This is a genomic window from Trueperaceae bacterium (assembly GCA_031581195.1).
Lineage (GTDB): Bacteria > Deinococcota > Deinococci > Deinococcales > Trueperaceae > SLSQ01.
In genome coordinates this window covers 1-12,719 of the sequence record JAVLCF010000073.1, presented here as the reverse complement: position 1 = coordinate 12,719, position 12,719 = coordinate 1, and the positions used below count along the sequence as shown (strand labels likewise).

Genomic DNA, 12,719 nt, shown 5'->3' with positions numbered 1-12,719 from the left:
CTCCCCATCCGTCGCAACCCCGTCGCCGTCCCCCTCGCCATCGCCCTGCTGACCGTCGTCGCCCTCGTCCCATACGCCGCGGCGCAGGACGCCCCCGCCATCCCCCCCGCCGCCGAACCGGAACTGGTCGCCCTCGGCGCGTACGTCTTCGAACGCGACCCCGTCCCCTGTCCCGAACCCCCCGAAGCGAACGAACCGGTCGTGTGCTTCGGGACGCCCGACGCGCCGCTCGACGAGGTCCGGGACGCCTTCGGGGCGCGCCTGCAAACGCTCGACCCGACCTGGGGTCCCTGGAGCGACGGGGAACCCGAGGGCCTCGCCGCCCTCTTGACCGACCAATCGATCTACTTCCTCTGGGTCATCGACGAGGGCATGGCCATCGCCACGGCCGTGGTCGAGGAAGCCTCCCCGACCGACGCGACGGGCGACGCCGCCGCCACCGCCGGCGCCTCGGGTGCCGATGCGGCGCCCGAGGCGTCCGCGCCGCCCGCGGAGGCGCCCGACCGGGACGTCGAGGCGCTGCGCGCCTGCCTCCACCGGCACGTGCACATGGAGACGCGCCTCGTCCCGGAGTCGTACGGGGACGGCTACGACGTCGCCTTCGACGTCACCAACGACCTGCCGTGGGCGTTGGCGGGCCTCCGCGCGGCCTACGAGGTGCAATCCACCGACCGCAGCGTGCCCTGGACCGACGCGAACCCCAGCCTGTCGATCGCCGGCGGGATCGAGCCGGGCGAAACCCGGACCGTGACGACGAGCGCCTTCCTCCCCGACGCCGCGCTGGACGACGACCTCGTCGTCACCGGCGCACTCCTCGACGTCGCCGACCCCGACCTCCGCCTCCTCGTCGCCGACACCATGGTCGCGGGCTGGGGCGAAACGCCGACCGAGCGGCCGTGCGAAGGGCGGTAGGGGACCGCGATGCTCGGCTGCGGGTCCTGCGAAGGCCCGGGTAGCGCCGCACCACCGCCGTACCGACACCACGTACATCGGATAGCATGACGCTTCGAACGTGGCGACGTGCACCGCGTGCACCCGTACGACGCCGTTCCGATCGCCTCGCCCGAGGCTCGTAGCGCATCGCCGCCGCCCCGATGGGCATGGACGGGAGGACGTACCGTGAAGATCCGGGAAGGGGACGGCCCGGCCTGGTGGTTCCACACGGCCAGCGCCGGCACGATGCAGAGCAGTGGGTTGCAGTCGCTTCTCGAAGCGACCCACCTGACCGGTCCGGAGGTGTTCGTCCGGGAGGCGACGCAGAACTCCGTCGACGCCCTCGAGGACGGAGCACGCCGACCCGTTCACATGACGTTCTCGTCCTTCACGTTGACCCCGACGCAGAACGCCGCACTCCGTTCCTTTCTCGTACCCGGCGACGAGATTCGTGAACGCGTCCGCCTCGTCTCGGGACGGGACCGATTCGCCGCCGACGGTGGGTTCTTCCTCCGGCCCGACGAAAGCACCGAGCCGACCAAGGTCCTCCTCGTGGAGGACTTCCACACGAAAGGCTTGGGGGGCGGCCTGGGCGCGATGGAGCCCGAGGACCACTTTTCACGCCTGGTCTACTTCTTCGGACAGTCGCACGGCGAGGGAAACCAGGGCGGCGCCTACGGGTTCGGCAAGAGCGCCTACTCCGTCGCCTCCGACGTCCGAACGGTCGTCTACTACTCGCGCCCGAACGACGGATCGCCGTCGCGCTTGATCGCCGTCACGCTGCTTCCCGAACACCGGCACGGAGCCAAGGGGGCGACCGGGTACGCGCTGTGCGGCGTCCCCACCGACGACGCCGACTTCCCCATCGCCCCGATCGAGGGCCGAGACGCCGACGACCTGGCCACGTCGCTCGGGATGTCGCGCCGCGACGATGCCTCCACCGGCACGTCCGTCTTCGTGGTCGACGCGAAGTATCCCGTCGAGGACCTACGCGAAGCTCTCGAGCGGTGGTGGTGGCCACGCCTCGTCACCACGGGGCCCGGGGGCCTCACGGCGGAGTTCCGAGATCACGGTCACGTGCTGCCGCCCCCTGCGCCCACGTCGCGGCAGGACCTCGCCCCCTTCGTGAAGGCGTTCCAACACCTCCTCGACGCGCGGGGCGACACGCCGGACGTCAAGACCCAACCCATCCGCTCGAAGGGCAAACGCGTCGTCGGGAAGGCGACCCTTCGGCGCGTCGACGTCGACCCGGACGCCCCGGATGGCGACGCGGGAGCGCCGTCGGGCCGAGTCGCCCTCCTTCGTGGCCCCCGCCTCGTCGTGACCTACCTGCCGGCCGGGAGCGACGCCGGAACGCCCTTCGCCGGGGTGTTCGTCGCCGACGACGCCATGGACGCCACCCTGCGCAACGCGGAGAACCCCGCGCACGACACCTGGAGCCCGGAATCGACGAAGCTGCGGGACGAGGACCGGACGTACGTGCGGGCCATCGAGAAACACGTGCGCCGCTTCGCGAGCGAGTTCCAAGCGGCGTTCGCATCGAAACCCCTCCCCTCCACCTCGAAGCTCCGCGCCCTGGAGGACCTGCTCGGGCGCGTGTTCGCGAGCGGCCGGTCACCGGGCCCCGTACCGGAGGGCCCCGACCGCCCGGTGAGCCTCTCGGTCCGCGAGCGGCGCGACGCGGACCGCCATCTCGACACGGCCTACATCGACGTGGAGCCCAGGATCGGTGACGCGCCGATCCCGTGCCGCATGCAGGTCTCCGCCCACCTCCTGGGCGACGCCCACCTGAGCCAACTCGACACCCTCGAGGTCACCCTCTTCGACGAACACGGCACGCCGCTGGCCAGCGGGCTCCGCCCGGAGCACGGCTTCGTCGTCGAACCCGGGGACCGGATGCGGTTTCGGGCGGAGACGTCACCGCCGGACGACGCGATCGTGCGCTTCTCCGTGACCCTCTCGGGGCGGGACGCGTGAGCGGGGCCGCCTGGACGGCGACCGAATCGCGGGTCGTCGCTCCGTACGAGCGGTACGACGAAGGACTCCGCGACGTCCGCATGCGCATCGCGGACGACGCGGACTACGCCCCGGCGGGGCGCTTCTGGCTGACGCCGGAAGAACGCGACGAGGGCATCGCCCCGTCCCTGACGTTCGACGTCGACGCCGAACGGCTCGGGGGCCGCGTGGGCATCCCCCCCGGCGACCTTCGTCTCCACGTGAGCGTCCGCGACCGGGCGCTCAAACGGTGGGAGGTCGTGGAGAGCTGGCCGCTGCTGGAGGTCCCGGCGACGTACGACCTCGCGCTCGCGCCCGACGCGTGGGCGGTCGGACGCCGGACCGAAATCGCCATCCTCGTCTCGCCGTCCCACCCCCTGCCCGCGATGGAGGGGCGTGCCTCACGCGTCGATCAGGTCGTCGCGTCGACGTCGTTCGAGATCGCGGTCCGGGTCGACGGGACGCGGTTCAACGTCGCGACGGCGGAGCCGACCTGGTTCGCGGAGGCCGGCCTCCCCGAGGACACCGTCTGGGCCATCGATTGGGATACGCGCGAGCCGACCACCGAACCCATCGCGGCCTTCACGGTCGTCGTGAACGAGGCGCGCGCGAGCGCCCTTCAACACGCCTTCGGGGACGCACCCGGAGCGGGTGCCCTGGCGACGCAGCTGGCCGTCGACGTCTTCGTCGAGGTCGCCACCTCGACGCTCCAGACCGCCGGCGACTTCGATCCGGAACCCGGCACGCTGATGGGCGCCGTCGCAGGCGCACTCGGCATCGAAACCGCCGACGACTTCGAGCGGCTTCGGGCCCGCCTCCAACACGACGTCGAGCGCATCGGCGTCGCGACGTTGCTGCGCGCGCGGGCCCAAAGCCGCTTGGGGCTCGGCAAGGCCCTCGAAGGCCGTCGGAACGGAGGGACATGAGATACCCCACGTTAAGTCTCGGTGACGCGAAACGCGTTCTGGAGACCTGGCGCGCCGGCGACCCGCGCGAAGCGGAGACGACCTGGCGCGGCCCGGCGAACGACGAAGCGTTCGACGTCGAATCGATCGAGGACGTCATCGACGAACTCCACGAACTCCGCCGGCGCTGGGGAGAGCCGAAGGGTGCCGAACAGGGCTACTGGACGCGCTTCGAGGGGAGCGCGGCAGCCATCGTGCACGCGACCCTCGACGTCCCGCCCGACGTCGCCAGCGACCCCGAATTCTGGGCGTGGCTCGTCCTCGGCTCCGGGCACGACGGTCCGGCGCGCCTCGTCACCTGGCGGCACGTCCGCGGGGACGCCGAGTTCGGAACGCGCGACGAAAACTACGGGGTGACGACCGACCTCGAGAAGGGGCTCTTCTCCCGCATCTGGTTGCGCGCGCAGCTCGCGTTCGATCCCGACGCGCCGGATCCCTACGCCCTCGCGCGACGCGGAAGCCAGGATCTGTGGCGCAGTCATCTCCTCCGCACGGAGTACGGACAGGTGCCTCACGTCGCACGCGCCCTCCTGACGTTCGTGCACCCCGACGACGATCCGGAGCGGCCGCACGTTCCGACCGACGTCGTGCGCGCCATGGCGAAGGCGTTGCGGCGCCGGCACGCGTCGAGCGCCTTCGAGCTGTTGGACGCCGACGGCGCCCGCGCCCTGATTCGCGACGTCCACGCCGAGGTCACCTCGCCGTGAGTCCCGCCGACCCGATCCCGGACGTGGGCGACGCCCACGCGAGCGACGCGCACGAGCATGCCGTGGCGGGGCTCGGCGTCCGCTACGCCGTGGAGGGCGCCACGATCCACCGCACGGTCACGGTCGGCACGAGCTCGTACGCGGCGACGCTGGACGCCGATCCGCGCGACCTCGGTCGGCGACCCGACGCCGCGTGGTTCCTCGCGCGCGCCAAGGGACGCGTCCCGAACGCGGTCGACGGTCGACGCGGTGGGCGCGTCCGCACGGTCGACCTCTTTTCGGGGTCGGGTGGACTCTCGCTGGGCACGCGTTGGGCGGCCGAAGCCCTGGGGCGGCGCGCATCCACCCTCCTCGCCGTGGACGTCGATCCGGCCGCCCTCGACGTCCATCGCTACAACCACGCTCCGCGCAAGACCTACCTCGGTTCGGTGCGCGACCTCCTCACGCCCGAGACCTTCGCGGCGATCGACGACCCGACGTCGCTTCCGACCGACGCCGTCACGACGCCCGAGGCGTCTTGGCTGCCCACGGACGTCTCCGCGGACCTCCTCTTCGGGGGGCCGCCCTGCCAGGGGCACTCGAACCTGAACAACGTCACGCGCAGGACCGACGACCGCAACCAGCTGTACTACTGGATGGCGTTGGCCGCGCACGCGTTCCGGGCCAAGGCCGTGGTGGTGGAGAACGTGGCGTCCGTGAAGGCGGACGCGGGCGACGTCGTGGGCATGACGATCGACGCGTTTCGCAACATGGGCTACGACGTGCTGGTCGACGACGTCCTGTCCGCCGACCGCATGGGCGTCGCACAGACGCGGCGGCGCCACTTCCTGGTCGCGGTGCGCGGCGACGTGGCGTCGGAGGTCGCGCCCCACCTCCGCGACTGGCTTCTGGCCACCGACGTCCCCACGCCCAACCTCCTCGACGTGATCGGCGATCTCCAGGACGTCGTCGGTGACGACGCGTACGACACCCCTTCGGCACTGTCGGAGGAGAACCAGGCGCGCATCGACCACCTGTTCGATCACGACCTCCACGACCTCCCCGACGCGGTCCGGCCGGCGTCGCACCGCGACGGCCACACGTACCCTTCGGTCTACGGTCGGATGTACGCCGACCGCCCCTCCGGCACCCTCTCGACGGGGTTCCTGACGCCCGGCCGCGGTCGCTACGTCCACCCCACCCGACGCCGCACGATGACCCCGCACGAGGGCGCCCGCGTCCAAGGCTTCCCCGACGACTTCCGTTTCGTCGGCGCGTCGGGCACGACCCCGAACCGCACCTCCATCGCGCGCATGGTGGGCGACGCGGTACCCCCCCCGATGGCCTTCCACGTCGCCCTGGCGACCCTGGCGTCCATCCGACCGGAGGTCCTGGGGACCCCGTGAGCACCGCATCCGGCCGCATGGCGCGGGTCCGCCGCCAGGGCACGGCACCGGAGTGGAAGCTACGGCGTGCGCTGTGGCGTCGGGGGCTTCGCTACCGACTCCACGCCCGCGACCTCCCGGGCACGCCGGACGTCGTCTTCCGCACGGCCCGCGTCGCCGTATTCCTCCACGGCTGTTTCTGGCACCGGCACGCGGGCTGCCGCCGGACCTCGACCCCGAAGACGAACGTCGCCTTTTGGACGGCGAAGTTCGCGGCCAACGTCCAGCGGGATGCCCGCAACCTCGCCGACCTCTGCGCCACCGGATGGACGCCGTACGTCGTATGGGAGTGCGAAACCGCGACGCCGCACGCGTTGGATTCCGTCGTGAACTAGATCGAAGCCTTGGTTCGTCCCTCGTTCGCCTGAACGCCCCCGCGACCGAACTCACATTCGTTACACTTGCGGTCATGGAGACGTACGAACTTCACATCGGTGCGTCGTTTCGACGCGTACGGGGTCCGCTTCGGAGTCGACCTTGAGCTCCAAGGCAATCTCCTCCGATCGGTTGGCCCACTGGCAGTGGCGCGGCGCGCCCCCCGACGGGGGGCGCGATTACGGCAACGCCAACGCGTACGCCACCCCCGCCAGCCTGGACACGCTCGTCCGCGAGACGGCGCAGAACTCGTTGGACGCGGCGCGGGACGGGACCGGCGTCGTGATGCGGTACACCCTGCTCGAGATCTCCAAATCGTCGAGTGCCTACGCGCGCTTTCGTGCGCAGGCCGGCTTGGACGACCTCTGGCCGCACGTCGAGGCCGCCTCGCGCATCGACCAGAAGTTCGGCGTGCGGTTGCGTCAAGGGATGTCGACGTTCGAGCAGGCCGACCGCCTGACGCTGCTCCGCATCGACGATTTCGGCACGACCGGCCTGTTCGGTGCCGAGCACGCGGGCGACGAGACGAACCCCTTCGCCGCGTTCGTCCGGAACAACCTCGACAGCTCGAAGTCGTCCGGCGATTCGGGCGGATCGTTCGGCCTCGGGAAGGCCGCCTCGTGGACCTGCTCGAACCTGTTCACGGTCCTCGTGGCGACGCGCCCGGACCGCAACCGCCCCGAGGGCGTGCCGGACGACGCGTTGCGCTTCATCGCCAAGTCCGAACTCGCGTGGCACGACATCGGCGGGAACGCATACGCCGGTCCGGGCTGGTACGCCGATCCGGGTGGAGGCTTCGCGTCCACGTGGGTGTCGCCGGATCGGCTGGCCGACCTCCACCTGGACCGCACGGACCTTCCCGACGAGATCGATCCCGAGGAGGCGACGGGGACGTCGCTGTTGATCGTGGGCTTCCAGGACCCGGACCAGGAGGGCACGCCGGACGGCGCCACCGTCGTCGACGCCCTCGAGCGGGCGTTCGCCCACAATTTCTGGCCCGCCATTCTCGATCGGTCGCTGAGCGTCCACGTCGAGCACGTCGTCGACGGGGAACGCAAACGATCGGTCGAGGTGGATCCCGACGACCACGTTCCCTCGTTCTGCGACGCGCATCGCGCCTACCTCGAAGGCGAGACGGTCGACGAGGGCGCCGAGGCGGGCGACGTCGCACGCGCCGACGTGCCCATCCGCTTGACGAAGACCAAGCCGGGACAACGCGAAGTGCCGGCGATCCCGGCCGCGGTGGACGGCGCCGCACACCTCGTCGTCCGCCTCGCCTCCGACGAGGGCGAGCCGGACGATGCGCTGCGCGACCACGTGGCCCTCGTCCGCGGGCGCCGCATGGTGGTCAAGTACCTGCAACAGACCAACGTGCTGACGGGCGGACACCGCTTTCACGCGACCCTGTACGCCGGCACCGCGGCGCTCGGCGCACCGCACGCGGAGGCGACCGAAGCGTTCCTCCGCACGGCGGAGCCGCCGGCCCACGACGGATGGGACTTCCGCGACGAAATGAAGGCGGTGTACGAGAAAGGGACCGGCGCACGCCTCAAGGAGTTCTTCCAGCGCGTCCGCGAGACGCTTCGCAAGCTCGTCCACCGCCGGGATGGTCACGACGAAACCGGCCCCATCGAGCTCCGCAAGCTGCTGCAACTGCCGACCGAGGGGAGTCCGGGGTCCGGCGTGACCGCCAGCCTGTCGTCGCCCAAGGCGTACGTGGACGGCGACGCGTGGGCCGTCGAGGCGAACGTTCGCCTCAAACGGTCCGACGGGCACAAACGCCTCCGTCCACGCCTCCGCCTGGAGGTCGAGTCGGGCCGCATGCTGCACCTCGATTGGTCGTCCCTGACCTGGGGCGACGACGTGCCGCAGGGCACCGACGACGAGGGACCGTGGTGCATCGTCGACGCCGACGTCAAGACGATCCACTTCGAGGGCCGATCGGGCACCCACGCCGACGGCATCCCGGCGACCGTGAGTCGCCTGCATCTGGACGTCGACGCGGAAGCGGTGGCGCACGATGGCTAGGGACGCGGCCTTCGCGCCGTGGGCGATCCTGGGTGGGCTCCGGTTGGAGGTCCGCGCCTTCTACGACGCCGACACCGACGCCCCCATGAGGGTACGTCACGAGGGCCTGGGCGACGGCGCCGTCCGCATGGCGTACGACGTCGGCCGTCACGACTGGTCGCGCCTTCGCATCGATCTCCTCGCGACCTTCGACGAGGGGGACCTTCGCGACGTCGTTCACGTCGGCGAGGACCCCGCCTCGGTCGTCACCGTCCTCGTGGCCGTCACCTGTTCCAAGACGAAGCTCCGCATCGCGACGCCGCTCGAGGCCGACCGCAAGGGCCGCTACCGCGGCACCCTGACGCTGGATCGGGCGGACCTCGCGGGGGTGGCCCGCATGCATCCCATCGCCGCGCGACGGAAGCCGCTCACGACCCACGCGACGCCCGGCCGCGCGACCCTCGAGGGCGCGCGACTGGCCGAGGGCCCGTCCGTCGACCTCCGGATCGACGAGAGCGCCAGCCCGTTCGAAGGGGGCCTCGACGTCACCTGGGAGGACTTTCGCGGCTCGCCGATTCCGTTCCGGCGCGAGCGGGAGGACCACCTCTTCGACGTCGACGTGGACGGACCCGTACCCCGCCTCGTCCTCAACCGCCGGCACGCGCAGGTGCACGCGCTGCTGATGGGGGACGCGTCCGGCTCGAACGGGTCCGCCGCCATCCGCACGTCCCTCCTCGCGCACGTGGGAAGCGCCACCCTGACCCACCTCTTTCATGCGGCGCTGGCGGATCTCGAGCCCGACGAGGAGACCGGCACCGTGTCGATGCCCGACGGGTGGCAGGGCGACGTGATCCGCGTCCTGCTGCCGAAGCTGTACGCGGACCACTCCTCGGAGGACGCCCGCCGCGAAGCACTCATGAGCGACGTCGTCGACGTCACGGGGCGCGCGGCCCTCGAGCGGCGGCTCGCCTCCGCCGTGCAACGTCACCAGCTACCGATGAAGACCCTCCAATCCATCATGCGGGGGAGCGAGGAATGAGCAAGCAGCACCCGATCCAGGCGTACCTGCGTTCCGTCGGCGACGTTCTCGGCGATCCCGTGCCCGTGCTCGAGCTCCCCGACGCGAGGACCGACCACCTCGTCCCGCTCGCGAAGTTCCTCCCCGACGCGGACGGAGCGACCCTCGATCTCGCTCCCCTCGAGGCGCTCGTTCGGGCGACGCTCGATCACGAGGTCCATGGACGGGCGTCGACCGACGAAGAGCGCAACGCCCTGGACGGCTGGTTGGCACCTCGGGTTCATGCGGCCGTCCGGGTGTCCCGACGCGTGGCGTCGAGCGACGCCTTCTGGCGTTGGCTCGCCCTCGAGCACGCCGCGCCCCTGATCGATCTTCGCTTCGGAGGCCCGAAGGGGGTCCCGCGCTGGCGCCTCACGGGCGCCGCGCTTCGCAACGGGTTGTCGCGGCTCTGGTGGGGCGCGGAGTTGACGCGCGACGGTCCCGACTACGGGCTGCTCCCCCACGTCTTCGCGCGAACGCGGACCGCGCAGTTCGCGCTCGAGTTGTCGTACTCCCAGTACCGGACGGCCGCGATCGCCTTCACCCGCGTCGCGGAGGGCCTCGACGGGGGCCCACGCCTCTCGGATACGGCCATGACGGCCCTCTCCCGGTCCGCCAACGCGCGCCTGAGCCTCCGGGTTCTCGAAGCCGCCACCTCGCCTGCGCTCGACGGCCCTCGGGACGTGCGTTGGTGGCATGCCGAACCGGACGTCGAGGCCCTCGTCTCGGAGGGGGGACCCACGGGACCCGACGACGGCCACGCCGACCCCGACGAGGTGGCGGCCCTCTGTCGCTGGTTCCGTGACGTCGCGTCGAACGACGGCGGAACGACCCCACCCGCGACGCCCGGCGTGACGGCGTCGTCCGACGAAGGCGCGACCGATCCGGGAGAAGATGCGCCGGCATCCCCGCGAACCTCCGGCGACGCGCACGAGGGGTCCAACGGATCCGACGGGGGATACGAGTGGACCGCCCACGGCACGCGTTACCTCGACCACGGCCTGCCCGACCCGTGGATTCCGATCCTCGACCCGTTGGCCGAAGACTCGGCGTGGGAGCCCACGCCGGAACGATGGAACCCCGAAGGGATCGACCGCACGATCCACGGGGCGTTCGAGCGGGACGCTCGCTCGGTCGAACTCCTGACCGATCGATTCGTGAAGGGGGCGACGCTGCGTGAGATCGCACGCGACCGGGACGTGACGCGGCAACGCGTCGAACAACTCGAGAAGAAGGCCCTCGCCAAGGTCGCCGCGTACGAGGAGGCCCGACCCATCGAGGTCGACGACGACCTGCGGGCACGGCTCCGCGACGTCGACGAACGCCCACTCGTCCTCGCGACGGACGATCCGGCGACCTCGGCGGCCCGCCTCTACGTGGCCTGGGCGTTACGGAAACGCGTGACGATCTCCGAGATCGGGGCGTACCTCGTGTTCGTAGGCGACCCGCTGCTCGAGACCCTCCAGCGCCTCGAGGCCCGGGTGGCTTCGGACGCACGGTTCCGAACGGCGGAGGGCTTGGCGACCGACGTGTCGACGTCGCCCGAGACGGTTCGGACGCTCGTGGCGATCGGCGAGACCCTCTACACGACGTGCGACGGGCACGTCGGATCCAAACGGTGGACCAACGTCGCGAAGATGGCCGCCATCGCCCACGCGTTGGCGGCGTCGGAGCTCGGCGTGACGCGGTGGCACGGGAGCGAAATCGGTGCCGCGGCGAAGCGCGTCTTTCCGAGCACCTTCGAAGGATGGAGCGTGCGCGACGCGTTCGGAACCCTGTCGCGTCCGAACCAGGACGTGTTCGAGCGCGTCGGGGAACGCGGGTACTGGGGGTTGGTCGACGCTGCACGTGGCTGAGCCTGGAACCTCGCCCCTACGCGCTCCGGCCGCGCACCCGGCTCGATGGCTTCGGCGACGGCAAGTGAACGCGCAGACGCGTCGACCGGCGCCGTTACCCTAATCTCCCGTCGCGCTCACCCACCACTGAGCTGTGTCGTTGAATCGAGGGGTCATCCAGGCGGCCCTACCGGGGTCGCTTTGAACCAGTAGCATCGTGCCGTGGCCCCCAAACAAGAATTTTGATCACCACGGTTTACCGTTGAGCGGAAGCCTCCTTGAGAAAGGTTATGCCGATCGGTCCGAAGAACATCACGGTTCCGAACAGTGCGCCAGCTGTCGGAGCACCTAATAAAGCGAACACACCAAAAATGAAGAGCGATAAGGACCCCACGGGTAGCACGGCGCCGCTCGTGACCGGGAAGGAACGACCGCTACCCGCAATGCGACGAGCGGCGGAACGCTTGGGAAGCGACGTGACCGACGAACGCGAGCGAACCGGCGCTGGCCGGGCGCGAGCGAACTTGTTCGCCATCGGTGACGTCGCCGTTGGCGTGGATTGGTTGCGGTCCGCCCCCGCTCCAAACGCGGCACCTACTCCACCCAGAACGTAGTCTCCCAAGCGTACGCTGCCATCAGTCGCAGTGCCTGAGTTCGCGACCCAGAACGATCCATCAGACCCGAATGTGGAGCCATCGTGCGTACGGTACGTCGTCCCGTCACTCCTGGAAGAGATACCATTCCCGTAGTGGATCACGTACTTGGTCGGATCGTCGGCGTCGTACGTGATATTGCCGTCGCCGTATCGCACCCATAGTTCACGCTTCGTCATGCGCCTGCTCCTTCCTCGAGCCAATCAACGTGCCAAGGCACCCGCCCAACGGAGCGTTACCCGATCGGAATAGATGTCGTGCATCCATGTTGCTCGCGACCCACCTTGCCCGCCTTAACCATGAGGGTGCTAAGTCGTGCGTGCCAGCAATCACCTGCCTTACGAACCGGAACGACACTGCGCCGTAACGGGACATACCGATGCTTTCGTCGGGTTGTTGCCAACTCCAACCATGCAGCACGACTGAAGTCTATCCCACTGAGATCGCCTCGTTCCACCCCATGAAGCGCCGGACCATCCGCACAGACTTCCGCTTCGAAAGCGTGGAGGCGTTAAGGGACACCTCGTTTCCCGCGGTTGGCCTGAGTGATTGGGCTCGGCAATGAGTTCGCATGTCAAAAGTATCGTTCCTCGTCGTGTTACGCCATACCTAGTCATGAACCTTTCAACCCCTTTGGTGGACGTTCAGTGTGTGGCCGCCGGTTTTAAATGGACGGCGGTTTCGATTCATCAACGCAACACCCGTCCGTTTGACGTCGTAACGTCAACGGCACTCAGGGAGGCGAGATGGATCAAGCACGAAGACGAT

At 69.9% G+C, this 12,719-nt stretch carries 9 protein-coding genes; all 9 read left to right on the top strand.

The window, feature by feature from the left end; all coding sequences use genetic code 11:
• On the top strand, positions 1-912 hold a 912-nt coding region (locus tag RI554_07865), incomplete at its 5' end, for a hypothetical protein (GenBank protein MDR9391930.1).
• 207 nt (positions 913-1,119) lie between these two features.
• Entirely contained in the window at positions 1,120-2,910 is a 1,791-nt protein-coding gene (locus tag RI554_07860) for a hypothetical protein (GenBank protein MDR9391929.1), read from the top strand.
• Complete coding sequence (locus tag RI554_07855) at positions 2,907-3,854, top strand: hypothetical protein (protein MDR9391928.1); 948 nt, start codon at positions 2,907-2,909, stop codon at positions 3,852-3,854. Before RI554_07860 ends, RI554_07855 begins: the two co-directional genes overlap by 4 nt.
• A complete protein-coding gene (locus RI554_07850) occupies positions 3,851-4,600 on the top strand; it encodes a DUF6339 family protein (GenBank protein ID MDR9391927.1) in 750 nt (249 codons plus the stop codon). Before RI554_07855 ends, RI554_07850 begins: the two co-directional genes overlap by 4 nt.
• Positions 4,597-5,985: a DNA cytosine methyltransferase gene (locus RI554_07845; GenBank protein ID MDR9391926.1), complete on the top strand. Its 1,389-nt coding sequence runs from the start codon at positions 4,597-4,599 to the stop codon at positions 5,983-5,985. Before RI554_07850 ends, RI554_07845 begins: the two co-directional genes overlap by 4 nt.
• Positions 5,982-6,359 carry a very short patch repair endonuclease gene (locus RI554_07840; protein ID MDR9391925.1) on the top strand — a complete coding sequence of 126 codons (378 nt, stop codon included), beginning with the start codon at positions 5,982-5,984 and terminating at the stop codon, positions 6,357-6,359. Before RI554_07845 ends, RI554_07840 begins: the two co-directional genes overlap by 4 nt.
• 142 nt (positions 6,360-6,501) lie before the next feature.
• Positions 6,502-8,427, top strand: coding sequence for a hypothetical protein (locus RI554_07835; protein ID MDR9391924.1), 1,926 nt, complete (start codon positions 6,502-6,504; stop codon positions 8,425-8,427).
• Positions 8,420-9,445 carry a hypothetical protein gene (locus RI554_07830; protein MDR9391923.1) on the top strand — a complete coding sequence of 342 codons (1,026 nt, stop codon included), beginning with the start codon at positions 8,420-8,422 and terminating at the stop codon, positions 9,443-9,445. Before RI554_07835 ends, RI554_07830 begins: the two co-directional genes overlap by 8 nt.
• On the top strand, positions 9,442-11,319 hold the full coding sequence (locus RI554_07825) for a DUF6339 family protein (GenBank protein ID MDR9391922.1): 1,878 nt from the start codon (positions 9,442-9,444) through the stop codon (positions 11,317-11,319). The genes RI554_07830 and RI554_07825 overlap by 4 nt, the downstream gene beginning before the upstream one ends.
• Positions 11,320-12,719: the final 1,400 nt, after the last annotated feature.

What these genes read in the sequence shown, in the direction of transcription:
- RI554_07850 (MDR9391927.1), top strand. Translation starts at nt 3,851, where the DNA reads ATGAGATACCCCACGTTAAGTCTCGGTGACGCGAAACGCGTTCTGGAG.
- RI554_07830 (MDR9391923.1), top strand. Translation starts at nt 8,420, where the DNA reads ATGGCTAGGGACGCGGCCTTCGCGCCGTGGGCGATCCTGGGTGGGCTC.
- RI554_07825 (MDR9391922.1), top strand. Translation starts at nt 9,442, where the DNA reads ATGAGCAAGCAGCACCCGATCCAGGCGTACCTGCGTTCCGTCGGCGAC.